Raw genomic sequence first — 24,654 nt, 5'->3', positions numbered from 1 at the left:
GGACCAGAGGTTCAGGGTAAATGCCGAGTTTGGATCCCGATTCCCCGCTGTTGCCGGTCGCCGACGGCGTGGCGACCGAACGCACCGAGATGGCCGGCGCGCAGACCCTGCGCCGTGGCCTGGCGGTGCTGCGGCTGTTGACACGCGTGGGCCCGGGGGGGCTGCGCATGAACGAGATCGGCCGCCGGCTGGCGCTCAACAAGTCGACCGCGATCCGGCTCACGCGCACGCTGGTCGACGAGGGCTTCGTGCTGCACGACCAGGTGTCGGGCGCCTACCGGCTCGGGCCCGAGGCCTTTGCGGTCGGGCTGGCGGCCGAGCCGAGCTACGAACTGCAGCGCCTGGCCGCGCCGCTGATGCGCGCGCTGGCGCTGGAGTCGGGCGACACGGTGTTCTTCACGGTGCTGCACGGCATCGACAGCATCTGCCTGTCGCGCACCGAGGGCGACTTTCCGATCCGCAACCAGCTCGTCAAGGCCGGCGACCGCTGGCCGCTGGGCGTGGGCGCGGGCAGCTGCGCGATGCTGGCGGCGCTGTCCGATGCCGACATCGACGACATCCTGGCCCGCAACGCCGCCCAGCGCGAGCAGGGCTACCCGCGCTGCACCGACGCGGCGATCCGCCAGCAGATCCAGGAGACGCGCCTGCAGGGCTACTGCTTCAACCCCGGCCTGGTGCTCGAAAGCAGCTGGGCGCTCGGCGTGCCGGTCTACGACCTGCACAACCGCCCGGTGGCCTCGCTCAGCCTGGCGGCGATCGAGGCGCGCCTGGGCCCGGCGCGGCGCGCGGCACTGGCGAACCGGCTGATGAAAGCCAGCCAGGAACTCCATCAGCTGCAGCGCGAACAAGGCCCGGCCGGGTAATTCATTTTTTCATTTCGGGTAAATGTTTAATTGCTCCTGCCGATCGCGTGAATACATGCCCGACGTGCGTGAAAGTACCCCGTGCAGACTTAACGCTGCCGTTGTGCGCCGACCGGCACCCATTCATCCGGGGTGTTGGGCCTAGGGATACCCCCGTTAAGATCCGCCGGCATTTGATGTTTGCCCTTGCTTAACTGCTTGCTGTCGCCTCCGCGGCGACTTTTTCCGGGCTCTGACCCAGGGAGTTTTCCGTCCATGAAGAATGCCATGTCCACCCCGTGCGGCGCCGTTCGGCGCACTGCAACTGCCCTGACCCTGCTGGCCGCCGCCGCGATGCTGGTGGCCTGCGGTGGGGGTGACAAGAAAGGCGCCACGCAGGTCGCCGCCAAGGTCAACAAGGAAGAGATCTCGGTCCACCAGATCAATTTCGTGCTGCAGCGCCAGCCGGGCCTGAAGCCCGAACAGGCGCCGGCCGCCACCAAGGCCGTGCTCGAAGGCCTGATCGACCAGGAACTGGCGATCCAGGAAGCGCAGGAGCAGAAGATCGACCGCGATCCCAAGGTGGTGATGGCGATCGAGGCCGCCAAGCGGGAAATCCTGGCGCGTGCCTACGCCGACAAGCTGGCCGATACCGTCTCCAAGCCGACCGACGACGAGATCGCGGCCTATTACAAGGACAAGCCGGCGCTGTTCGCGCAACGCCGCGTCTACACGCTGCACGAGTTCAGCATCGAGGCCGCGGGTGATGCGGCCAAGAATGTCACTGCCCTGGTGCAGGCGGCCAAGAGCAGCGACGAACTGAGCAAGCAGCTGACGGCAGCCAGCGTCAAGTTCGCGTCGCGCGTGGTCACCCAGCCGGCCGAGAACCTGCCGCTGGCGATGATCGACCGCATCGGCTCGCTGGCCGAAGGCCAGAGCCTGGCGATCCCGTCGGCCAACGGCATCAGCGCCGTGTTCGTGGCTGCCGCCAAACCGCAGCCGGTGACGGCCGAGCAGGCCAAGCCGGCGATCGAGCAGTTCCTGCTCAACGACCGCAAGCGCAAGCTCGTGGCCGACGAGATGAAGCGCCTGCGCGGCAGCGCCAAGATCTCCTACGAAGGCCAGTTCGCCGCTGCTGCTGCAGCCAACACCACGGCGGCCGCGGCCAGCCAGTGAGATCCGACGGGCGCGTAACCTCCGCGTTGGCGCCCGATCCTTGCCGATGCACCGCTGCGGCGGTGGCAAGCCCGGTGGCAACCCCTTACCTTGCGAAGCACGCCCAGCCATGACCCAACGACTCGTCCGATTTCTGAGCCTCCTGATGTTCGGCCTGATCGGCATGCTGCCGCTCGCGGCACAAGCCCAGGACAAGGCCGATCCGAAAAAGGACTACGTCATCGGTGCGGGTGACGTGCTTCGCATCACCGTCTACCAGAACCAGGATCTCTCGCTCGAGACCCGCGTTGCCGAAAGCGGCGCGGTCAGCTACCCGCTGCTCGGCTCGGTGGTGCTGGGCGGCCTGAGCGTGACGCAGGCCGAATCGGCCATCGCCGACGGCCTGCGCCGCGGCAACTTCGTCAAGCAGCCGCAGGTCAGCGTGCTGCTGATGCAGGTGCGTGGCAACCAGGCCGCCGTGCTGGGCATGGTCAACCGGCCCGGCCGCTATCCGATCGAAGTGACCGGCATGCGCCTGAGCGAACTGCTCGCCACCGCCGGCGGCATCGCGGTGGGCGGCAGCGATGTCGTCATCCACACCGGCGTGCGCGGCGGCCAGCTGGTGCGCACCCGGGTCGACATCGGCCGTCTGCTCACCGGCGCCGGCAACGAACAGGATCCGGTGGTGCAGAACGGCGACGCGCTCTACGTCGAGCGCATGCCGATGGTCTACATCTACGGCGAGGTGCAGCGCCCCGGCTCGATGCGCCTGGAGCGCGGCATGACCGTCATGCAGGCACTCGCCGGTGGTGGTGGCACCAACACGCGCGGCACCGTCAAGGGCCTCAAGGTGCACCGCCGCGGCGCCGACGGCGTCATCAAGGAATTCGAGCCGGCGCTCACCGATACCCTCATCGACGGCGACGTGATCTACGTGCGCGAAAGCCTGTTCTGATTCCGATTCCGCAAGCCTGCTCCCAGACCGCGAGGCCTACGACATGACCTTCTCCCAGTTCCTCTCGATCCTCAAGGCTCGCTGGATCGCCGCCCTGCTGGTGCTCGTGCTGACCGTGGGCACCACCATCGGCGTGAGCCTGATGCTGCCCAAGAACTACACCGCCTCGGCGGCCGTGGTGCTCGACGTGCGCTCGCCCGACCCGATCGCCGGCATGGTGCTCGGCGCGATGGCGATGCCGGCCTACATGGCCACCCAGGTCGACATCATCCAGAGCGACCGCGTCGCCCAGCGCGTGGTGCAGGGCCTGCGCCTGACCGAAAACCCCGAGACCCGCCAGCAGTGGCAGGACGCCACCGGCGGCAAGGGCAACTTCGAGGCCTGGCTGGCCGACCTGCTCAAGAAGAAGCTCGACGTCAAGCCCTCGCGCGAGAGCAACGTCATCAACATCGGCTACACCAGCCCCGACCCGCGTTTTGCGGCGGCACTGGCCAACGCCTTCGTGCGCTCGTACATGGACGTCAGCATCGGCCTGCGGGTGTCGCCGGCCAAGCAGTACAACGAGTTCTTCGACGCCCGCGGCAAGGAACTGCGCGAGGCCCTCGAACAGGCCCAGGCCAAGCTCACCACCTACCAGAAGACCAGCGGCATCCTGGCCACCGACGAGCGTTTCGACGTCGAGAACCAGCGCCTCAACGAACTCAGCTCGCAGCTCGTGGCCCTGCAGGCGCTGTCGGCCGAATCGACCAGCCGCAGCGCGCAGGCCCGCAACCAGGCCGACCAGCTGGGCGACGTCATCAACAACCCGGTGGTGGCCGGCCTGCGTGCCGACCTGTCGCGCCAGGAAGCGCGCCTGATGGAAATGAACTCCAAGCTCGGCGACGCCCACCCGCAGGTGGTCGAGCTGCGCGCCAACATCGCCGAACTGCGTCAGCGCATCGACGGCGAAACCCGCCGCGTCAGCGGCAGCGTGGGCATCAACAACACCATCAACAAGGCCCGCGAAGGCGAAGTCCGCGCCGCCCTCGAAGCCCAGCGCGCCAAGGTGCTGGCGCTCAAGCAGCAGCGCGACGAGGCGCTGGTGCTGATGAAGGAAGTCGAGACCGCCCAGCGCGCCTACGACCAGGTGGTGGCCCGTGCCAGCCAGACCAACCTCGAGAGCCAGAACACCCAGACCAACATCTCGGTGCTCACGCCCGCCACCGAGCCGGCCGACCATTCGTCGCCCAAGCTGCTGCTCAACGCCTTGCTGAGCGTCTTCCTGGGTACCTTGCTGGCGGTCGGCTTTGCGCTGGTGCGCGAACTGATGGACCGCCGCGTGCGCACCGTCGAAGACCTGGCCGAAGGCCTCGGCCTGCCGGTGCTGGGCGCGCTGCCCAAGCCGATGCGCGGATCGGCCCGCAGCCCGGCGCTACAGCTGCCCATCAACGTGATGGCACGCCTTCCCCGTGCCGGCGCCTGACGCCCCGCCCGTGCGCCCCAGTCGCCCTCATCCGGAGCACCCCATGAACGTTGCCGCCCGCCAGATCAACCCGCAGCATCGCGGCCCCACGCTCGTGCATGCCGCCGAAGACGTGCAGACCAGCACCGAACAGGACCGCAGCATCGGCGACATCATTCGCCAGACCAAGAACCTCAGCGACGAGCAGGTCAACGCCATCGTCGAGTTCCAGCGCGCCAACGGCGTGCGGTTCGGCGAGGCCGCGGTGTCGCTGGGCCTGGCGAGCGACTCCGATGTCGTCTTCGCCCTCAGCCAGCAGTTCCACTACCCGTACACGCCCGACGAGCGGCGTGGCACCAACCTCGAGCTGGTGACGGCGTCGCAGCCCTTCAGCAAGCAGGCCGAGGCCTTCCGCGCCATCCGCAGCCAGCTGATGATGCGGGTCTTCAATCCCGCCGAGCCCAAGCGCGCGCTGGCCGTCATCAGCCCCGACAGCGGCGACGGCAAGACCTTCTTCGTCGCCAACCTCGGCGTCTCGCTGGCCCAGCTGGGCGGGCGCACGCTGGTGGTCGACGCCGACCTGCGCGGTCCGCGCCTGCACCAGGTGTTCGGCATCCCCAACGCCAGCGGCCTCAGCGGCATCCTGAGCGGGCGCCAGGAAGACAACGTCATCTACCAGGCCCCCGACATCCCCAGCCTCTACGTGATGCCGGTCGGCGTGACGCCGCCCAACCCGCTCGAACTGCTCGAGCGCCCGGCCTTCCGCCTGCTGATGGGCGAGCTGCTGCGCAAGTTCGATCACGTGGTGGTCGACACCCCCGCCGGCCAGCTCGGCAGCGACGCGGCGGTGATCGCCTCCAAGTGCGGCGCCGCGCTCGCCCTGGCCCGCAAGGACAGGACCCGCGTCAACAGCCTCAACGAACTGGTCGCCACCGTCAGCGCCAGTACCGCCAAGCTGGCCGGCGTGATCGTCAACGAGTTCTGACGCGTCGCCGAGCCGGTCGGACACCCGTCCGGCCGGGCCGCACCGACCTCGAAGCCCCGCTCTGCGGGGCTTTTTTGCGTCTGATCGCTCAATCTGTGCGCCCGGTTGGTCGATATGGTCACAGCAGGTTTCTGCGCCGCCCCGCATGGCGCTGCAGCCCGCGATCCACCGAACCCCCACCTTGCCGACAGGAGACCTCCCGTGCACCCGTCCAGCCATCGCATCCATCGATACGCCCGTGCCGCCACCCTGGCGGCCTTTGCCGCTCTTGCGACCTCCGCCGCCCATGCCGCCGAAGGTGGCGCCACCGAAGCCGACGCCACCGCGATGGTCAAGAAGGGGGTCGCCTTCATCAAGGCCAACGGCCGTGACAAGGGTTATGCCGAGGTCAGCAACAAGGCCGGCACGTTCAAGGACCGCGACCTCTACCTCGTCGTCTACGGCCTCGACGGCGTCGTGCGCGCCCACGGCGCCAACGAGCGCATGGTCGGCAAGAACCTGATCGACCTGAAGGACATCGACGGCAAGGCCTTCGTGCGCGAGCGTGTCGAGATGGCGAAGACCAAGGCCACCTTCTGGCAGGACTACAAGTTCACCAACCCCGAGAACAAGAAGGTCGAGCCCAAGGCGATGTACTGCGAGAAGCTCGAAGACGCGGTGGTCTGCGGCGGCATCTACAAGTAAGCCGGCGACGGCGGGCGGGCACCCGCCGCATCGACTCGCCCCGTCGTTCCGTTCCCCTGCCGCGTCGAGAAGGACCACCATGAAACTGGGATTGAAGCTCTTGCTTGCGCCGCTGCTCACCGCCGTGGTCGCCTTCGGCGCCGGCCAGGCCACGGTCTGGCTCAACGCCCGCGACGCGGCGCACAACGAGGCCGTGCTGTCGAGCCAGCTCGAGCTCTACAAGACCGTCGACAGCGTCGGAGCCCAGCTGGCCCAGCTGCATGCGGGTGTCTACCGCACGGTCGCGCTGATGGCCTCGCTCGACGACCAGCAGGTGCGCGCCGCCCGCGACGACCTGGCCCGGCAGCTCGACGGCGTCAAGCGCACGCTCACCCTCAGCGCCGATGCCGATGGCGCCGACGCCCAGGTGCGCAGCGCCGTGGCCGAGGGCGGCCAGGCGATCGACAACTACCTCAAGCAGTCCGACATGGCGATCGACCTCTCCGCGGTCGACCCCAACACCGGCATTGCCGCGCTGCAGGGCGCCGACGCCAGCTACAAGGTGCTGGCCACCTCGATGGGCGCGCTGATCGCCCACATCGACGACCTGCGCAGCAGCGCCGCCGCCGCCAGTGCCCGCAGCCAGCTGCGTAACAACCTGCTGCTTGCCGGCCTCGGGCTGCTCGCATCGGCTGCCACCGTGGCGCTGGCCTGGCTGCATCAACGGCGCTTCCTGGTCGACCTGATCCAGGCCGGCGCGGTCACCAACGCGGTGGCCTCTGGCGACCTGAGCGTGCGCGTGCACACCGAACGCAGCGACGAAGTGGGCGACCTGATGCGCCACATCGACGGCATGGCCACGCGGCTGGGTGCATCGGTCGGCGCCGTGCTGGGCGCGGCCCGCTCGATCGAGACCTCGTCGGCCGAAATCGCCGCCGGCAACCACGATCTCAGCCAGCGCACCGAACAGACCGCCAGCAGCCTGCAGCAGGCCGCCAGCGCGATGGAAGAACTCAGCAGCACGGTGCAGCAGACGGCGGCCTCGGCGCACAGCGCGCTGCAGGTGGCCGCCACCGCCTCGGACGCCGCGGCCCGAGGCGGCCAGGTCGTCACCCGGGTGGTGCAGACCATGGATCACATCAACGCGTCCAGCAAGAAGATCGCCGACATCATCGGCGTGATCGACTCGATCGCCTTCCAGACCAACATCCTCGCGCTCAACGCCGCGGTCGAAGCCGCCCGCGCCGGCGAACAGGGCCGCGGCTTCGCCGTGGTGGCCACCGAGGTGCGCAGCCTCGCCGGCCGCTCGGCCGACGCTGCCCGCGAGATCAAGGGCCTCATCAACGCCAGCGTCGAGACCGTCAGCACCGGCGCCCGCCTGGTGGCCGATGCCGGCAGCAGCATGGAAGACATCGTCAACCACGTGCAACGCGTCTCGTCCATGATCGGCGAGATCAGCGTGGCCACCCAGGAGCAGAGCCAGGGCATCGCCCAGGTCACCGCGACCGTCTCGCAGATCGACCAGATGACGCAGCGCAACGCCGCGCTGGTCGAACAAAGCGCCGCCGCGGCCAGCAGCCTGCACGAGCAGGGCGGGCATCTGGCGCAGGCGGTGGGGTATTTCAGGTTGGCGGGTTGAATCTGAATCCGGATCGCGCCTGACGGGGCAGGGACCCACGCATCAGGCTGCCGGTCCCGCCAAGGTTTCGCTGCGTTTGCGCCAGACGCTGCGCACAAACGGGTCTGCCACCGTGTACACGCCGTGCCCCGGTCGGGTGATGAGGTTGGCCGCGATCATCTTGTCGGTGATGCCTTGCACCTGCGGCGCGTCGACCGAGGTGCCGACGCTGCGGCTGTATTCAGCCAGGGCGTCTGCACTGAACAGCCCCGAGACACCTTCTTCACTGCCGGCCGCGATGCGCCCGAAGATCAGCTTGCCCAGTTCGCCGAAATCCTCGATGGCACGAAGCTCGATGTCCGCCGCCGCCGAGGCCAGCGTGTCGCAGATGACCGGAAACGCCTGGTCGGGCCGCAGGGTGTTGATGCCCTGCAACTGCCTGAGCGCCTTGAGCAACTCTTCCGGCCGGCTGCCCATGGCCTGGAAACACGCGACTGCCACAGCCAGGCTCGGCACCTTGGCGCCGGGCGTCACGCTCACGCGTTGCAACTGCCACTCGACGAAGTCCTGGCCCAGAACCTCGTAGTAGGTCGACACCGCGCCGGTAAAGGGCTGCGAGCGACGCGAGGCCATGTCAGTGACCAGCGACTTGTGCGAGCCCGTGCCGAGGAACAGGAAATACCCGGGCGTGCCGGGCTTGGCGTTGACCGCGTCGCGCGCCGCTTTCAACGCATGCATCAGGTTCTTGCCGTCCTCCGAGGACAGCGTCTGCTGCACTTCGTCAACGATCAGCACGACGTCGGTCTCGACCTTGGCCACGAGCGTCGCAAAAGCCTGGGCCAGCGTGGTGCCGCCCGGGGCGCCCACACTGTCGATCTGGAAACCCAGAGAGAAGCCCGCGGCGCCGATGTTCATGCCCTTCAAGCGCTTGAGCAGCCCCGAGCCAGGTGCCTCCAACTGCGCCAAGGTGTGGCGGACAGCCTCGTGCACGAGTGCCGCCGGGCTCTTGGACACGTCGGTCCACAAGTCCACGTAAATGACGATGGCGCCACGCGCCTCGAGCGCCGGTATCAGATCCTGGCGCAGGAAGGTCGTCTTGCCCACGCGTCGGATGCCCGAGAGAAAGACACCGGAGCGCACGCTCTGCTGCAGCGCAGTCGGGTGCAGCAACTGCTCGGCCATCTCCTCGGCGTACTTCGGCCGATGAAACACGTTGTCGTTGCTGAGCATGCACGCCTCCATTGATGCCGTTCACCAATTATTCATCCTGGATAATTCACTGTAAATCGTCGAATCTGCAAAGTTCAGCAACTGCCGATGCAGAGCCGATCGTTCATCCAGTGCCTGACGATAATGAGCCCGTCACCCCACCACCATGGAGTCCGTCATGGGCGCTGCCCAACCTGGCGCCAAGCTCAGCATCGATGAATTCCTGGCCTGGGACGCCACCCAGACCGACAAGGTCGAGCTGGTGTGCGGAGAGATCTTCGCGATGGCCGGTGCCGAAGACGGCCATGTGACCGTGGCCTTGAACATCGCCATTGCCTTGCGCCACCACCTCAAGGGCTCGCCCTGCCGCGCCGACATGAGCGACATGAAGCTGCGTGTCGACAGCCTCGGCAGCGTGTTCTATCCCGACGTGATGGTGACCTGCAGCGCAGCCGATCACCAGAGTCGCCTGGTCAAGACCGAGCCGATCCTGCTGGTGGAGGTGCTGTCACCGAGCACCGCGGCGTACGACCGCGGCAACAAGTTCGCCCAGTACCGCCAGCTCGGCTCCTTGCGCGAATACGTGCTGGTCGACGTCGAAAGCCGTCGCACCGACGTCTACCGCAAGAACGTCGACGGCCTGTGGGTGCTGCATCCGTTCGAGCCCGGCCAGGCGGTGCAACTGGCCAGCGTCGACCTGCTGCTTCCCGACGCCGACCTGTACGCCGAGGTCGACCCGCCCGAGGTCGCCTGAACCGGCGCCTTGGCGCCGGTGGGTGGGGGTCATCAGTCGGCCGCAGCCATCGCCACCGAGGGCAGGCGGGAGGCGTTGCCCGACGCGAAGCGCTTCTTCAGCGCCGGCAGGATCTCGGTGCGCAGGTGCCAGGTCAGGCCGGCCGGCGTGATGCGGCTGACCGCGATCTGTGCCGTCTCGTGCCGTTCCTTGGCCCAGTGCGTCTTGAACTCGTATTCGCCGCGCAGCATGTCGAAGGTGCGGGTGCCTTCGAGAATCGCCTGCTCGATCGCATGGCCCATCAGGACCAGCCCGGGCCGCAGTTTCGACATCGCCGGGTCGAAACCGCCCTGGAAGTAATACATCCGGTCGCGGTAGCGGTAGCAGTACAGCATCGCCATGATCTGGCCTTCGGCCTCGACGCAGAACAGCCGCAGCCAGCCCTTTTCCATCGCGGCATGCATCACCTCGCGGTGAAACCCGACATACGCCTTGCTTGAAAATGCATGGCTGTCGCTGCGGTTGGTCCAGCGTTTCAGGTGCAACTCGATCAGGCGGTCGATGCCGCGGTCCAGCGTGGCCGGATCCTGCCACGTGTAAAACCGTGCCGCCGGCAGCACCTCGAGTTTGCGGCGAAACCGCCGGATCACGTTGCGGCGGTCACCGCTCAGGCCTGCCAGATAATCATCCCAGCTGTCGGGCAAGGTGATGAACGAAATGCGGGCCGATACCGATTCACGCCGCCTGGCATCCGTCGTGCCGACGTGCTTGCGCAAGGTCCTGGCAAACGCCGATTCCGGGATGAAATCCGCCAGCAGCAACTGGTCGTACGCCAGCGATTTGTCCAGGATCGCTTGAACCAGGACATTGGCAATCTCGTCGGCCTGCGCCGGATCGATCAGCGGATCCAGATAATCCGGCGCCGTATCACCACCGGTGCCGACGTTGCGCAGTATCTTCACCGGCACCAGCCGCAGCACCCGCCGGTTCTGCAGATAGAGCGGCATGATCCCGACCACGATGCCGGCATCGCGCACCACCAGCAGGCGCAACTCCTGGCCATCGCCGTAATGTTTCCACCAGAGATGCTGCCACTCCCAGGTCATGAAGACACTGGTATCGGGTATGCGATCCTGCAGTCGTGCCCAAGGCTCACGCATGGCTTCGAAGCCTGCGCGGTCGGTGATGATTTCAATCTGCATGGAGTGTGCGGGTTGCTGGCTAAGCTTCTAGGCTTAAGAGTCTAGGCGGGGCCGTCGACCCCGTAACGTGAATTCGCCGCATATCCAGGCGCGTTTTCCGAGGATTGCCCCAAGACGAGGCCAACGTGCGGGGTCGGATGCACCAGTCGGGTGCCGGTTTTCGTTCACCCCACCTGAAACGAATTCAGGATCTGCCCCATCTGCTCGTACAGCCCCGGCGCATCGGCCTGCTCGAGCTTGCTGGCCGTGACCACGAACGCCACGCCGTTGCGCACGATCACGCGCTGGATCTGGTACAGCACGCCCTGCACGCCGGTGTGCCGCGTGACACGCACGCCCGATTGCGTGGCCTGGTCGGTCTGCATGCTCACCAGCTGGAAACCCGCCGCCGCGAAGGTGGCGTTGCCGGCCTGCATCCAGGTGTCGACCGTGAGGCCGCCCACCTGCTCGAGCGTCACGTTCACGTTGGGCGTGAAATTGCCGTAGGCCTGCCGATGCCGCACCACCAGCGCCGCGCCGAACTGCTGGGCGATGGCGTCGTCGCGCAGCCAGTTGCCGTTCTGCGGCCAGGCCAGGCTGTAGCCGTACGACGGATCGGTGTACTGCGCCATCGCCGACTCCGGCAATGGCGCCGGCTTGCCCTGCGCGCCCGGCTGCGTGAGCTCGGCGCCGGTGTTCGACAGCACCGTCTCGCCCAGCGGCGTCTTGACGGTGGCCAGCTTGACCGTGACCCCGCCGTCCGCGCTCACGCTCACCTCCTCGGCGCGGCCCAGCATGTTGCCGAGCTCGCTCTTGAACATCACCATGAACGTGATCGCCACCACGCCGATCACCGCCCACTTGGCCGGGCCGGTCCACTGATCGGGCGAGCGCTGCTCGCTTTTGGGGGTGTCGCTCATGGTGGGGTTTTCGCAAGGCGGGTCGGTGCTCTGGTGTAGTGCCGCGCCAGCGTCGGCGTCAAGCCCGCGCGCCTGCACATCCCCTTCAATTGCGCAGAGTGCCACTCCTCGGCACCGCCCTCACCAGCACCTGCCGCCGCTTCAGCTCCTGCGCGTCATACACCGTCTGAGCCTCCTCGGCAGCCAGCCGGTCGTAGACGCGCTCCAGGTTGCGCAGCACCAGCGGGTTGCCGCCGTCCAGGGCCAGGGCGCCCAGCAGGCCGGCGTCGACCTCCGCCAGTGCCTCGGCGCCGGTCTTGATGGGCAGCGTTCGGTACGGTGCGCTCACGGCCGCCAGGTTGCGCAGCATGGGCGACTCCGGTGTCAGCGACGCCGCTTCGGCAAAGGCCAGGGCGGCGCTGCGGCGTGATTCGTCGGTCGGCTGGATGGCGTCGGCCTGCCACTGCAGCAGGCCCCGCATCGCCCGGGCCAGGGCCCGCGCGTCAGGGGCGGCGTCGGCGCCCACCGCCTGGTCGAACTCAGCAAAGCCGGCGTCGACATGGCCCATCAGGCGCACCGGGTTCACCGTCAGCGGCACGACACGCGCCGCGCGCAGGCGCAGATAGCCCGCCACGGCATCCAGGTAGGCCAGCTCGGGCAGAAAGCGGCGCAGCGACCAGCCGCTGGCCTCGTTGCGCACGCGCACCCAGCCCCCACGCCCCAGGGTGGTGATGTACATCCAGTCGCCATTCGTCTTCGTCACGCCGTACGAAAACGGCGTTTCCGGGTCGGTGACGAAGGGCTGCGGGTTGGCGTTCGGATCCGGCCGGTCGTGCAGCACCAGCGCCTTGCGGGCCTGCGCCTCGATCTCCCGGATGTCCTTCTGGCTGATGCGTCGCGGCGGCATGGCCACCGCCTGTGCCGGCAGCGTCGCATCGAGCAGCAACGGCGGGCCCGTGCGCGCCGGCAGTGCCACCGTGATGGCATCGGCCTCGTCGCGCCGCAAGAAGCGCAGGTAGCTCTGCACGTACAGCTGCGGCCCGTCCTCGTAGATGCGCCCCCAGATCAGCACCAGGCCGTGCCCCGGCTTCAGGCGGCCCGACCCCGTGCCCTGGGTGGCGCGCGCGATCACCTCGCGCACGTCGCAGACGGCCGTGCCGTTCTGGGTCACCTCGACGACGCCCACGCTGCCGTACTTGAGCAGCGACATCAGCACCTCCTGCTGGATCAGCGCCGGCAACCGCCAGCTCGCCGATCCGTGGGGCTGGGTGTCGGAGCGGGCATCGCGGTACGGCAGCACGAACGCATTGACCGCCGCTTCGCCGAACACCCGCGCCTCCTGGCAGGGCAGTCGCCCGCCGGCACGCGCTCCCAGGCTGCCGATCAACAGCAGCAGCATGGCCGCCAGCCGCAACAGCGTGATGGCGTTCATCACGGCCTCACCGCCGCGCCGCAGGGTTGCGCCGACACCTGCAGGCCCGCCGCTGCGTTGGCGCCGGCGGGCGCACGCTTGCGGATCTGCTCCAGCGCCTTGCCGGCCAGGCTCATCACATGCTGGCGCAGGGCCTCCACCTCGGCCGCCTGGGCCTGGCCCTGGCCCTGCGGCTGCCTGACCAGGCGCTCGCGCACGGCACCCAGGCGCCCGAAGGCGGCGCACAGGTACTCGTGCGCCTTCGGGAACTCGTCGCCGTCGAAAGCCATCACGCCGATCGCGCTGGCCACGAAGGCATACAGATCGCGGTTCGACACCAGGCCCACATGGTCGGCCGCACGGATGTCGCCATCCGGATAGTCGAAACGATGCAGCGCCGGCACCTGCAAACCACGCTCGTGGTGGGCGCGGCTGAGCGGCATCAGCAGGTAGTTCATCTGTGCCTTGGGGCCCGCGACGCCGCCCACACGCGGTGCGCGGTCCAGGAAACCCCAGACCTCGATCACCACGCTGCGCGTGTAGAGGCTGCGCACCACGTCGGCCGTGAAATCCGCGCCGTCGATCGCCGGCACCCGCCCGGCGCAGCGCGCCACCTTGAACGGGATGCCGATCAGGCCCGCCATGTCCTCGTCGCGCCGCTGGGCCAGGTGCAGATGCAGGCGATCGAACTCCTTGAGCATCTGCTCCCGTGACGCGAACGCGTCCGCAGAAAACGTCGGCTCGCTCAGAAACACCACATACGGCGCCTGCTCCGGCACCCGGCATTCACCCAGCGACGCCCGCGCGCCACCGTGCAGCGCCGCCAGCAGGGCCGCCAGCACCGCACAGAAGGCCAGGCGCCAGGCGCGACGACGGCGGGCGATCATGCCGGGCTCCCGCGGCCCAACCAGCGGCCCCAGCGGCGATCGGGCAGGGCTTCGAGCAGGGCGATCGCCTTGTCCACCTCCTCGATCGCGCTCTTGAGCTGCTGCGGCGTGGGGCGCTGCTCCATCAGCGGCCGGGTCGTTTCGCCACCGGCGGCCGATGCGGCGCCCAGCCGCACCCGGTGATCGCGCAGCACCGCCAGCGCATCGGTGCAATCGGCCAATGCCAGCGTGCGCACCGTCGCCATGTAGGCCTCCGCCTGCAGCCACTGGCCCGAATGAGCCAGCGCCCGCCGCAGCGCGCTGCACACCGCCTCAGGCTCGGTCAGCGTCAGCGCACCCAGCCCGGCCTCGGCGCCCACGGTGCGGTTGCCGCCGGCCCGCAGCTCGTTGACCAGCGGCATCACCGCCGCGGACCCGAAGGACGCGATCACCGCCGCCGCCTGCTTGGTCACCTCGGGGCCCGCGCCCTCGCGTGTCATCTGCTCCAGCCCGCTGCGTGCGCCGGCGGCAAAGTTCTGCTGCAACTGCTGCTGACGGATCGCGATGTCCACCGAATCCTTCACCGCGAACCCCAGCACCAGCATCACCACGCTGCTGAACAACTGCGGCCAGGCCGACACCAGGCCGCCCAGCAGACGCGCCACAACCCCGGGCGCCGGCGCTGGCGGCGATGGCGCCGATTCGAGCTTGCCCAGGCGCAGGTCGATCGCACGCAAGCGCTGGCCGACCCCGCAGCCGCGCGCCAGAGGAGAAGAAACCCGCGGGTTCGGCATGGTGCGGCTCGGTGTGCGTGGGGGCTGGTTGCGCCGTGTCGATTGAACGACTCGCGTCGCGTGGCGTCAACATTCTTCACCGTGGAAAAAGCAGTTTCTGGTCCAGAAGCTCTTGAACGATATCGGCTTGCAGGCGGTCGCGGCGACGCTTGGTTTCTTCGCGCTGGGGCGCTTTCTCGGCCAACCAGCGCTTGAACTCCACGAACGAGGCCGGCGCGATGGTGCGCATCACCACCATGCGCCCGGTGGCTGAAATGACCAGATGTTCGAAGCGTGGCGCGCTCGTCAGCACCGACGCGCGCACCGCCTGGACCGGCCACAGATCGCCCTCATCCGCCGAAAAGCAGAAGGGGTGCGGATCATCGTCGACCGGCTGGCGGCGCAGAAAATCAACCTCGAACCCGCGGGCATTGATGGCGGTTTCGTACTGACCCTCTTTGCGCTCGAAGGTCGGGTCAGCTCGCTGGAGAATGGACAGCATCGAAGCGTCGAGTTCCGCGAGGTCGGTCATGAACTGCACGCGCTTGCGTGCATCCCACAACAGATCAACATCTTGGGTTGCCAGCGCGCCCGGGACGAGGCGAACCCCCGCTGCCGTCTCGTAGGCATACAACGCGTGCGTGCCGACGACGGTGAAGTGTTTCGTCAAACCGGCGTCCTCCAGCACCCCGAGCAAAGTCACCACGAGGTTGGGTGTGCGCCCGGTCTTCAGCGCCTTGTTCATGCGCTGGGCCTCGATGAGCGCCTCATGCAGCAACTTCAGGCGCGATTCGATCGCCTGCTTGCGCGCGGTGTACTCGCTGAAAATGCACTCGGTCTGCTCCGAACGGGCGCCCAAACGTTCTTGCGTGCGCCGGCGTGGCCGGGTCTTGACCAGATACTCGTGGCCGCCCTCCTGCTTCCAGTACATGCTGCCGGCGTAGGACTGCGCCTGAACCTTCACTCGCTGGAACTCGGTGAAGATGGTCATCGAGTCGATGACCTGGCGCGCAGCGTTGTCAGAAAGTGGGAGATAGTTCATCACCGTGAATCAGCCAAAAGCAATCCATTGCGGTGAATCACTATAAATCAACAACTTGTGCTCTTGAGCCCCGCACACTTGGTGGCGCTCGATGTCGAGCTTGTCTCGTCCATGTGCACCACCGGCGCTTGCTTATCTGTCTGCCCGCGCCAAGGCCAAGGGCATCGAAGTGGCCCAACTCGTCAACGAGTTGCTCAAGAAAGACATCGAACTCATCGCTCCGAGAGGTCGAGTTCGCTGCGTTTGGAGAGTCGGACCCTCACCGCGTTTCACCGCGCTCTTGCGCCATCTTGAGGTACTTGGCTTCGAGGCTGGCAAAAACGTCGTCGGCCAGCGCGCCGGCGCCACTGTCAAGGCCTTCCTTCAGACCCGCGCGGAGCTTGTCCAACTTCACCCGGCGCAGTTCCAGATGATCTTCGAGCAGGCGCAGGCCTTCGCGTACCACTTCGCTGGCGTTGTTGTAGCGGCCAGACATGACCTGCGACTTCACGAATTCCTCGAAATGCGAACCAAGGGCAACACTGGTGGGCATGGGCGAACCTCCATCAACTAAATATTGCTATCAATTGTCATCACATCCACCCGCTGATTGCAAGTCCCTCACCGCCTTCTGTCGCCCACGCTGACTGAATTTCAGAGGCGGAAGCTCCCCAACTTGCATTAATTACCAACCCTTCCCGCCGAACCCCCTGTCAGTTCTGTTCCTTCCACAACCGATCCCCCAGTATCCACAACCCTTCCCATTCCTCCCCCAACCGTTTCTGCCACAAACCCGATCGGTTTTGTTCTTTCCACAATCGGTTCCGTCCCATCCACGATCGGTTCCGCCGGTTTTCTTGTTGATGAAGCCGCTTTACCGATTGAAATACTTGTTGCCACCGATCGACAAAGCCGCAGAACCGATCGGTTCCGTCCACTTCCACGACCGGTATCCCCCATTTTCGAGTCGTGGAACGTGATTTATGAACCGGTCTTCATCCTTCAGAGGGATTGCCAAGCAACGCCGACAATCGGTCAAGCGGTTTCCACAACTGTGGAAAGAACTTTCATGACCGCCTCTGCAACGTCCCTGACCGGTTTGTCAACGTTGCAGACCGGTGCATCGTGTTGAAGAATCAAGGCTCCAACAACCAGGGAGCAGCTCCATGAAGCCGAGATTGATCGTTTCATTTCACCACCACAGCGAACCCGAGTTCCAGGCCAAGGCCGGCTACATCATCAGCCAGTTGACCGGCAACATCCACTATCCCGAGCCCTGGGCGCCGCAGGTCAGCACGCTGGCGCAGCTCAATGACGTGCTCGCCGAATACCGCCGCAACTACACCGACGGCAACGTGCGCGATACCGCCAAGACCCGCGCCCGCAACGCCGCCCGCGTAACGCTCGAAGGCCTGCTGCACCAGCTGGCGCCCTACCTCGAACTGATGGCCCAGGGCGACCCCATCATGCTGGAGAGCACGGGCTACGACCTGCGCCGCCCCACGATCCGCAGCCCTGCCAGCAACGAGCCGCTGTCGGCGCCGACCGAGTTCCGGGTCACCCGCGGTCGCGTCAGCGGCACGCTCGAAGTGCACATGGCCCGCCTGAACGGCGCCGTGTCCTACGAGGTCAGCATCTCCCAGGGCGACGGCAGCCCCTCGGGCGAGTGGAAACACGTCATCACCTCCGTGTCCGGCCTGCGCATCCTGCTGCAGGGCCTGCCGCCCGGCGAGAGCTTCTGGGTGCGCGCGCGCGGCATTGCCAACAAGGGCCCGGGGCTGTGGACCGACCCGATCAAGGTGATGGTGGCCTGATCGACCCAGGGAGCGCCCGGCATGCGGCGCCCCCGGTGCAGAAAAAACGCGCCCCCTGTCGCAGGCACGCCGCACACGCAGCCCTGTACAGCGCCAATTCCTGCGCGGCACAGGTGCGCAACCCCGGCAAACGGGGGGAGGGGGGCGCATTCAAGGTTGTTAGGCTCAGGTGATTCGCGAAAACCCTGCTTAATCAATGAGCCACGCCGTGTCACAGCCCATTCAAGACAGCACGACACCCGAGCCTGAAGCGGCGCTGCAGCCCCAGGCCGCAGCTGTGCCCTTGACGCCCTGGTTGATCGCCGGCGCCGGCCTGCTGGCCATGTATGTGCCCACCTTCTGGGATCTCATGCACGGCATCTGGTCGACCGACCAGCAGGGCCACGGCCCCATCGTGCTGGGCATCGGCCTGTGGCTGCTGTGGCGCAAATGGCCCGACGTGCGTGCGCTGCCCAGTCAGCCGGCACGTGGCGTCGGTTGGCCGGTGTTCGTGATCGGACTGCTTCTCTATCTGGTGGGCCGTTCGCAAGACATCCTGCTGTTCGAGGTGGGCGCGCTCATCTGGCTGATTGCGGCTGTCACGCTGCTGCTGAGCGGCGCGCGCGCGATGAAGCACCTGTGGTTCGGGCTGTTCTTCCTGCTGTTCATGATCCCGTTGCCTGGCGTCGTGGTCGATGCCCTGACGCAGCCCATGAAGCTGGCGGTGTCCTACGTGGCCGAGTTCGTGTTGCACGGGGTGGGCTACCCCATCAGCCGCACGGGTGTCGTGCTGCAGGTAGGACAGTACCAACTGCTGGTGGCGGATGCTTGCGCCGGCCTGCACACCCTGTTCACGCTGGAGGCCCTGGGCCTGCTGTATCTCAATCTCGTCCGCCACGAAAGCGTGGCGCGCAACGTGGCGCTGGCCACGCTGATCGTGCCGATCAGCTTCACGGCCAACGTGATCCGCGTGATGGTGCTCACCCTCATCACCTATCACTTTGGTGACGAAGCCGGGCAGGGGTTTCTGCACGGCTTTGCCGGCATGGTGCTGTTCATGGCGGCGTTGCTCCTGATCATCGGCACCGACTCCGTGCTTCGGTGGCTACTTGCGAGCCGCACGAATGCCGCGCCAAGCCAAGCGGCATGAGCCGGGTCAACCTCATCCACGTGAACGCCATGCCGACCAAGAACCTCACGTCCGCTTTGATACTGGCCGCAGCAATGGCCGTCACTGCGGCCTTTGCCAACCATCTCAAGCCCACCCTGCAACTCGCAGACACCCGCCCGGTTCTGAAGATCGAGCCTTCCATCCCCACCGCGTTTTCCGGCTGGCGACTTGCTGAAGTGAGCGGTGGCGTCGTCAATCCGCAGCAAGAAGAACTGCTCAACAGCCTCTACTCGGAAATCGTCACCCGTACCTACGTCAATGAAAAGGGTCAGCGGGTGATGCTGTCGATCGCGTACGGTAAAAACCAAAGCGACTCGTTCCAGGTCCACAAGCCTGAAATCTGCTATCCGGCGCAAGGGTTTCAGCTCAAGAGCAACGTGGCCGGCACCCTTGAAACGACGCAGGGGCAGATCCCGGTGCGCCGCATCGAGACCAGCCTTGGCGGCCAGCGCCAAGAGCCCGTGACGTACTGGACGACGATCGGCGATCACGCGGTACGCAGTGGCGTGGACAAGAAGATCAAGGAAATTGAATACGCGATGAAGGGATACATCGCTGACGGATTGCTATTCCGAGTCTCCAGCATCGACGACAACACCGCCCGGGCATTTGAACTGCAACAGCAGTTTGCCAGTGACCTGCTGGCCAGCATCCCCGCTGACGACCGGTTTCGGCTCTCCGGTCTGCGCTGAATTGAATCACCGTGGGCGCTCTGCCGCCCCTTGAACATGAACCACAACAGCAAAATCTACGTCACCGGCCACCGCGGCATGGTCGGCTCGGCCATCGTGCGCCGGCTCCAGTCGCTGGGTTACAGCAACATCCTCACCCGCACCCACGCCGAACTCGACCTGCTCGACCAGCGCGCGGTGCACGCCTTCCTGGCCGAACAGAAGCCCGACTACATCTTCATCGCCGCAGCCAAGGTCGGCGGAATCCAGGCCAACAACCTGTACCGTGCCGACTTCCTGTACCAGAACCTGCTGATCGAGGCCAACCTGATCCACGGCGCCCACCTAGCCGGCGTGCAGCGCCTGATGTTCCTGGGCAGCAGCTGCATCTACCCGCGCGACTGCCCGCAGCCGATCAAGGAGGACTATCTGCTGACCGGCCCGCTCGAACAGACCAACGAGCCCTACGCCATCGCCAAGATCGCCGGCATCAAGCTGGCCGAAAGCTACAACCGCCAGTACGGCCGGCAGTACATCAGCGCGATGCCGACCAACCTCTACGGCCCCAACGACAACTACGACCTCGCCAACAGCCACGTGCTGCCGGCGCTGCTGCGCAAGGCGCACGAGGCCAAACAACGCGGCGACGCCGAATACGTGGTCTGGGGCAGCGGCACACCCAAGCGCGAGTTCCTGTACGTCGACGACCTGGCCGACGCCTGCGTGCACCTGATGGAAACCGGCTACGACGGCCCGCTCGTCAACATCGGCACCGGCGAGGACGTGACCATCCGTGAACTGGCCGAAACCGTGATGCAGATCGTCGGTTTCGAGGGCCGCATCGTCTTTGACGCCAGCAAGCCCGACGGCACGCCGCGCAAGCTGCTGGATGTGAGCCGGCTCAAGAGCCTGGGCTGGAGCGCGAGCACCTCGCTGCGCAACGGCATCCGGCTGGCTTATGAGGCTGCGCCGTTTCATACCCCGATCTCTGTTTAATCTTCGATAAAAATCATTCAGGAAGAATATCCATGACCGAAAAACAAAAAGTCGCCCTCATCACCGGCGTTACGGGCCAAGACGGCGCCTACCTCGCCGAGTTCCTGCTCAAGAAGGGCTACAAAGTCCACGGCATCAAGCGCCGCAGCAGCCTGTTCAACACCGACCGCATCGACCACCTGTACCAGGATCCGCACGTCGAGCAGCGCAACTTCACCCTGCACTACGGTGACCTGACCGACTCGACCAGCCTGGTGCGCATCGTCCAGCTGGTGCAGCCCGACGAGATCTACAACCTGGCCGCACAGAGCCACGTCGCCGTCTCGTTCGAGGAGCCCGAATACACCGCCAACGCCGACGGCATCGGCGCGCTGCGGCTGCTCGAAGCCATCCGCATCTGCGGCCTGGAAAAGAAGACCCGTTTCTACCAGGCGTCCACCAGCGAGCTCTACGGTCTGGTGCAGGAAACCCCGCAGAAGGAAACCACGCCCTTCTACCCGCGCAGCCCCTACGCGGTGGCCAAGATGTACGCCTACTGGATCACGGTCAACTACCGCGAGGCCTACGGCATCTACGCCTGCAACGGCGTGCTGTTCAACCACGAGAGCCCGATCCGCGGCGAGACCTTCGTCACTCGCAAGATCACGCGTGCCGTCGCCCGCATCGCGCTGGGCCTGCAGGACTGCCTGTACCTGGGCAACATGAGCGCGCTGCGCGACTGGGGCCACGCGCGCGATTACGTCGAGATGCAGTGGCTGATGCTGCAGCAGAGCCAGGCCGAAGACTTCGTCATCGCCACCGGCGTGCAGTACAGCGTGCGCCAGTTCGTCGAGAAGGCGGCTGCCGAGTTGGGCATCACGATTGCGTTTGAGGGTAAAGGCGAAAACGAATACGGCTACGTGGCGTCGGTCACTGGCAAACAGGCTACATGCAAGGTGGGTGACGTGGTGGTCAAGGTCGACCCGCGCTACTACCGCCCGACCGAAGTCGAAACCCTGCTCGGCGACCCGACCAAGGCCAAGGTCAAGCTGGGCTGGACGCCGCGTACCACCTTCGACGAATTGGTCAAGGAAATGATCGAGGCCGACTACACCTCAGCGCGCAAGGACAGCCTGGTCAAGATGGCGGGTTTCCAGGCCTTCGATCACCACGAGTGAATCGGGAATAGTCATGAAAATTTCCCAAGGAAAAACTGCAGTTCAACCCGTCATCATGGCCGGCGGCAGCGGCACGCGGCTGTGGCCGCTGTCGCGTGCGGGCTATCCCAAGCAGTTCCTGGTGCTCGACGACAGCAACCGCAGCCTGTTCCAGCAAGCCGCGTTGCGCCTGGTCGATCTGGCCGCGCCTGACCTGGCGGTGGCCGCGCCGCTGATCGTCGGCAACGAAGAACACCGCTTCCTGGTGCTCGACCAGCTGCGCGAAGTGGGCTGCGATCCCAGCGCCGTGCTGCTCGAGCCGATGGGCCGCAACACCGCGCCGGCCATCACCCTGGCGGCCCTGCAGGCGCAGGCCGGGGGCGCCGACCCGGTGCTCGTCATCGTCGCGGCCGATCACGTCGTCGCCGACCTGGCGGCCTTCACCGCTGCGCTGCAGCAATCGGCCCGGCTGGCCGCCGATGGCGCCATCGTCATCCTCGGCATCACGCCCGACCGCCCGGAAACCGGCTACGGCTACATCCGCAGCACCCCTGAAACCGGCGCCGCCCGGGTGATGCAGTTCGTCGAGAAACCCGACCTCGCCACCGCGCAGCGCTACCTCGCCGAGGGCAGCTACAGCTGGAACAGCGGCATGTTCGTGCTCAAGGCCTCGGTGTGGATGGCCGCGCTCGAGCGCTTCCGCCCCGACATCGCCACCACCACCCGCGCCGCCTTCGAGGCCAGCGCCACCGACGCCAAGTTCGTGCGCCCGTCCAAGGCGCTGTTCGCCGCCGTGCCCAGCGAATCGGTCGACTACGCCGTGATGGAGCGCTGCCCGCAAAGCGAGTTCGACATCCGCATGGTGCCGCTGTCGGCCGGCTGGAACGACCTGGGCGCCTGGGACGCCGTCTGGCAGGCCGCCACCAAGGACGCCGCCGGCAACGCCGCCTTCGGTGACGTCATCGCCCAGGACAGCCACAACACCCTGGTGCACGCCACCAGCCGCCTGGTCAGCGTGGTCGGCCTCGACGATGTGGTCGTGATCGAAACCCCCGACGCCGTGATGGTGGCCGATCGCAGCCGCAGCCAGGACGTCAAGAAGATCGTCAACCTGCTCGACGCCCAGAAACGCACCGAACACAGCCTGCACCGCAAGGTGCACCGCCCCTGGGGCTGGTACGACAGCATCGACCACGGCCCGCGCCACCAGGTCAAACGCATCATGGTCAAGCCCGGTGCGAGCTTGAGCCTGCAGATGCACCACCACCGCGCCGAACACTGGATCGTCGTCAGCGGCACCGCCGAGATCACCAACGGCGACCGCGTCATGATCCTGAGCGAGAACCAGTCGACCTACATCCCGCTGGGCCAGACGCATCGCCTGGCCAATCCCGGCAAGATGCCGCTCGAGATCATCGAGGTGCAGTCGGGCAGTTATCTGGGTGAGGATGACATCGTGCGGTTCGAGGATGTCTATGGGCGGAATCAATAAATCATAGATGACTATGAATTATAGGCGGGCCATATTGCAGTTCAGAACGAGTAATTAGTTCGTCTTATTGTTGTCTTTCAGATGGATTATGAATAAAGCTGTCTCGAGTAATGGATTATTGGGCAAGGCAAAGACGGCCGCCATCTGGGGGTATATTGGCACCCTGGGTAGAGTTGCAATTCAATTGATTGCACAGATAGTGTTGGCAAGAATTATTGGCCCGGCTGAATATGGGGTATTTGCTGTCGGTGCAATTATTGTTGGGATTGCGAATTACATAGCGGACGGCGGAATAGGTGCGTCGCTCATCCAAAAGAGTAGGCTGGATGACGAAATAACTATTTTTGTGTCGACGTGGCAAAACATAACTGGAGCGGTAACTTTCTTTTTCATTTGGATTTTTGCGCCTTATTTTTCTGCGTTTTTTAATGCAGGAGATAGTGCGCCAAGTGTAATTCGCCTTATGGGGATTGTATGTTGGTTGTCGTCGATTGGCTCTGTTTCAATGAACTTGTTGCGTAGAAACTTGGATTATCGTGGAATCCAAATATCCCAGTTGAGTGGTATATTTTTTGGCTATGCCTTTGTTGGTATCCCATTGGCGCATTTTGGTGCTGGCGTATGGAGTTTGGCGTTCGCATGGGTAGCGCAAGTCGTTCTCACAACAATAATTCTGTTTGTGCGAGCGCGGCCTCCTATAGGCATAAGATTTAGACATCCGGAAGAAAAGGAATTGACGAAATTTGGCTTGTCAGCACTCGTTAGTAACATATCGACGTGGCTGGGAACAAGTATTGATAAGACAATTGTTGGGTATGGCTACCTGCCGTCTCAGCTTGCCAATTACACTGTTGCCAGTAATCTGATATTTACAGCAACATCACAGATTTTATCTACTGCGCAACAAGTTATTTTTGCAACTGCATCGCGCGACTCAAGTCAGAATAGGGAGAACATAAAAAAGGCGCTGCACCTTTTGCTTGAAGTGGGTGGATTGATATTCTTGCCACTTATGTTTGTGATATCTACGTCCTCAGACACAATTATTAGCGCCCTTTACGGTTCTGAGTGGATGGATGCTGCCCTTGTATTGAGTCCTGCTGCGCTAACTATGGCTTTCTATGGGCTATCTGGACTGCTTACGCCGCTTTTGTGGTCAATCGGCAAAGTGTCAAGCGATGCGAAAGCTCAATTCGTTGGCGCTGTCATGATAGGTATAGCTGCGTACGCTTCCATAACAGCATCGAATCCCGCTGCAATCGCATGGGCGGTGCTTCCTTGTGTGTTAATTCGAGCTATTTGGACGGTTAGGCAGATTAGTAGGGCAGTAGGTGCAACTAGAGCTGAAATGGCGCGGTCTTTAATAGGTGGTGTTGTAGCTGCAATAGCAATTGGTGTGCTAGTCAATGGCGTTATGTACATAGCATTTTCTAGTCAACTGAGCCCAGCATTGCAAATGCTAACTCTGGTTTTTACATGTTTTTTGTGTTTTCCAGTTGTTATCGGCGTCGTCATTTATACTACTGGAACTCGTGAATTAAATGACTTGATTCGTCCTCGGTTGCTACCGTACTTTGCAGGTCGCTAAGGTGATCGCATGAATGTATTTATGAGTAGGTTTCGACCACGAACTCCGAGAGGTG

At 64.9% G+C, this 24,654-nt stretch carries 23 protein-coding genes; 15 read left to right on the top strand and 8 right to left on the bottom strand.

All coding sequences use genetic code 11. The features are described 5' to 3' along the window. Positions 1-20 precede the first annotated feature (20 nt). The 7 genes from LCHO_RS11825 (at position 21) to LCHO_RS24195 (ending at position 7,680) form a co-directional block, all read left to right on the top strand. Positions 21-863, top strand: a complete 843-nt coding sequence (locus LCHO_RS11825; protein ID WP_012347392.1) for an IclR family transcriptional regulator — start codon at positions 21-23, stop codon at positions 861-863. A 267-nt stretch (positions 864-1,130) separates the two neighbouring features. Beyond that, complete coding sequence (locus tag LCHO_RS11820; RefSeq protein ID WP_190274801.1) at positions 1,131-2,018, top strand: EpsD family peptidyl-prolyl cis-trans isomerase; 888 nt, start codon at positions 1,131-1,133, stop codon at positions 2,016-2,018. 109 nt (positions 2,019-2,127) lie between these two features. Next, positions 2,128-2,952 carry a polysaccharide export protein EpsE gene (gene epsE, locus LCHO_RS11815; RefSeq protein WP_043704255.1) on the top strand — a complete coding sequence of 275 codons (825 nt, stop codon included), beginning with the start codon at positions 2,128-2,130 and terminating at the stop codon, positions 2,950-2,952. A 43-nt stretch (positions 2,953-2,995) separates the two neighbouring features. Beyond that, positions 2,996-4,414 carry a chain length determinant protein EpsF gene (gene epsF, locus LCHO_RS11810; RefSeq protein WP_012347389.1) on the top strand — a complete coding sequence of 473 codons (1,419 nt, stop codon included), beginning with the start codon at positions 2,996-2,998 and terminating at the stop codon, positions 4,412-4,414. A gap of 43 nt (positions 4,415-4,457) precedes the next feature. Then, positions 4,458-5,378 carry a polysaccharide biosynthesis tyrosine autokinase gene (locus LCHO_RS11805; RefSeq protein WP_012347388.1) on the top strand — a complete coding sequence of 307 codons (921 nt, stop codon included), beginning with the start codon at positions 4,458-4,460 and terminating at the stop codon, positions 5,376-5,378. A 201-nt stretch (positions 5,379-5,579) separates the two neighbouring features. Continuing rightward, positions 5,580-6,062 (top strand): cache domain-containing protein, encoded by a 483-nt coding sequence (locus LCHO_RS11800; RefSeq protein ID WP_012347387.1) that lies wholly within the window; start codon positions 5,580-5,582, stop codon positions 6,060-6,062. A gap of 79 nt (positions 6,063-6,141) precedes the next feature. Beyond that, the gene (locus LCHO_RS24195) at positions 6,142-7,680 is read left to right on the top strand and encodes a methyl-accepting chemotaxis protein (RefSeq protein ID WP_012347386.1); all 1,539 of its coding nucleotides are present in this window, start codon (positions 6,142-6,144) and stop codon (positions 7,678-7,680) included. Positions 7,681-7,722: 42 nt separating this feature from the next. Here the strand turns inward: LCHO_RS24195 and LCHO_RS11790 are convergent, their stop codons facing one another. Continuing rightward, positions 7,723-8,889: an ATP-binding protein gene (locus LCHO_RS11790; protein ID WP_012347385.1), complete on the bottom strand. Its 1,167-nt coding sequence runs from the start codon at positions 8,887-8,889 to the stop codon at positions 7,723-7,725. Positions 8,890-9,046: 157 nt separating this feature from the next. Between LCHO_RS11790 and LCHO_RS11785 the strand changes: the two genes are divergently transcribed. Then, a complete protein-coding gene (locus LCHO_RS11785; protein WP_012347384.1) occupies positions 9,047-9,622 on the top strand; it encodes a Uma2 family endonuclease in 576 nt (191 codons plus the stop codon). 32 nt (positions 9,623-9,654) lie between these two features. On the opposite strand, the gene LCHO_RS11780 is transcribed toward LCHO_RS11785, so the two are convergent. From LCHO_RS11780 to LCHO_RS11750, 7 genes are all read right to left on the bottom strand, one after another. Beyond that, entirely contained in the window at positions 9,655-10,803 is a 1,149-nt protein-coding gene (locus LCHO_RS11780) for a GNAT family N-acetyltransferase (protein WP_012347383.1), read from the bottom strand. Positions 10,804-10,967: 164 nt separating this feature from the next. Continuing rightward, positions 10,968-11,702: a hypothetical protein gene (locus LCHO_RS11775; protein WP_012347382.1), complete on the bottom strand. Its 735-nt coding sequence runs from the start codon at positions 11,700-11,702 to the stop codon at positions 10,968-10,970. A gap of 85 nt (positions 11,703-11,787) precedes the next feature. Then, on the bottom strand, positions 11,788-13,113 hold the full coding sequence (locus tag LCHO_RS11770; RefSeq protein WP_012347381.1) for a hypothetical protein: 1,326 nt from the start codon (positions 13,111-13,113) through the stop codon (positions 11,788-11,790). Then, positions 13,113-13,979, bottom strand: a complete 867-nt coding sequence (locus tag LCHO_RS11765; RefSeq protein ID WP_012347380.1) for a hypothetical protein — start codon at positions 13,977-13,979, stop codon at positions 13,113-13,115. Before LCHO_RS11765 ends, LCHO_RS11770 begins: the two co-directional genes overlap by 1 nt. Then, positions 13,976-14,752: a hypothetical protein gene (locus LCHO_RS11760; protein WP_012347379.1), complete on the bottom strand. Its 777-nt coding sequence runs from the start codon at positions 14,750-14,752 to the stop codon at positions 13,976-13,978. Before LCHO_RS11760 ends, LCHO_RS11765 begins: the two co-directional genes overlap by 4 nt. Before the next feature lie 76 nt (positions 14,753-14,828). Further along, complete coding sequence (locus LCHO_RS11755; RefSeq protein ID WP_012347378.1) at positions 14,829-15,773, bottom strand: GSU2403 family nucleotidyltransferase fold protein; 945 nt, start codon at positions 15,771-15,773, stop codon at positions 14,829-14,831. 259 nt (positions 15,774-16,032) lie between these two features. Then, positions 16,033-16,305, bottom strand: a complete 273-nt coding sequence (locus LCHO_RS11750) for a type II toxin-antitoxin system ParD family antitoxin (RefSeq protein WP_012347377.1) — start codon at positions 16,303-16,305, stop codon at positions 16,033-16,035. A gap of 613 nt (positions 16,306-16,918) precedes the next feature. On the opposite strand from LCHO_RS11750, the gene LCHO_RS11745 reads away from it, so the two are divergent. The 7 genes from LCHO_RS11745 (at position 16,919) to LCHO_RS22795 (ending at position 24,599) form a co-directional block, all read left to right on the top strand. Next, positions 16,919-17,566 carry a fibronectin type III domain-containing protein gene (locus LCHO_RS11745; RefSeq protein ID WP_012347376.1) on the top strand — a complete coding sequence of 216 codons (648 nt, stop codon included), beginning with the start codon at positions 16,919-16,921 and terminating at the stop codon, positions 17,564-17,566. 208 nt (positions 17,567-17,774) lie between these two features. Further along, positions 17,775-18,695: an exosortase B gene (xrtB, locus tag LCHO_RS11740; protein ID WP_338033614.1), complete on the top strand. Its 921-nt coding sequence runs from the start codon at positions 17,775-17,777 to the stop codon at positions 18,693-18,695. Further along, the gene (gene epsI / locus LCHO_RS11735) at positions 18,692-19,408 is read left to right on the top strand and encodes an exosortase-associated protein EpsI, B-type (protein WP_012347374.1); all 717 of its coding nucleotides are present in this window, start codon (positions 18,692-18,694) and stop codon (positions 19,406-19,408) included. Before xrtB ends, epsI begins: the two co-directional genes overlap by 4 nt. A 36-nt stretch (positions 19,409-19,444) precedes the next feature. Continuing rightward, a complete protein-coding gene (locus LCHO_RS11730; protein ID WP_012347373.1) occupies positions 19,445-20,383 on the top strand; it encodes a GDP-L-fucose synthase family protein in 939 nt (312 codons plus the stop codon). A gap of 32 nt (positions 20,384-20,415) precedes the next feature. Next, complete coding sequence (gene gmd, locus LCHO_RS11725; protein WP_012347372.1) at positions 20,416-21,540, top strand: GDP-mannose 4,6-dehydratase; 1,125 nt, start codon at positions 20,416-20,418, stop codon at positions 21,538-21,540. 13 nt (positions 21,541-21,553) lie between these two features. Next, on the top strand, positions 21,554-23,011 hold the full coding sequence (locus LCHO_RS11720) for a mannose-1-phosphate guanylyltransferase/mannose-6-phosphate isomerase (RefSeq protein WP_150105465.1): 1,458 nt from the start codon (positions 21,554-21,556) through the stop codon (positions 23,009-23,011). Positions 23,012-23,099: 88 nt separating this feature from the next. After that, positions 23,100-24,599 (top strand): oligosaccharide flippase family protein, encoded by a 1,500-nt coding sequence (locus LCHO_RS22795; RefSeq protein WP_012347370.1) that lies wholly within the window; start codon positions 23,100-23,102, stop codon positions 24,597-24,599. Positions 24,600-24,654: the final 55 nt, after the last annotated feature.

The sequence above is a fragment of the Leptothrix cholodnii SP-6 genome (assembly GCF_000019785.1).
GTDB lineage: Bacteria > Pseudomonadota > Gammaproteobacteria > Burkholderiales > Burkholderiaceae_C > Sphaerotilus > Sphaerotilus cholodnii.
Note: the sequence above shows the minus strand (reverse complement) of the source record. Positions and strands in the feature narration are given on the sequence as shown.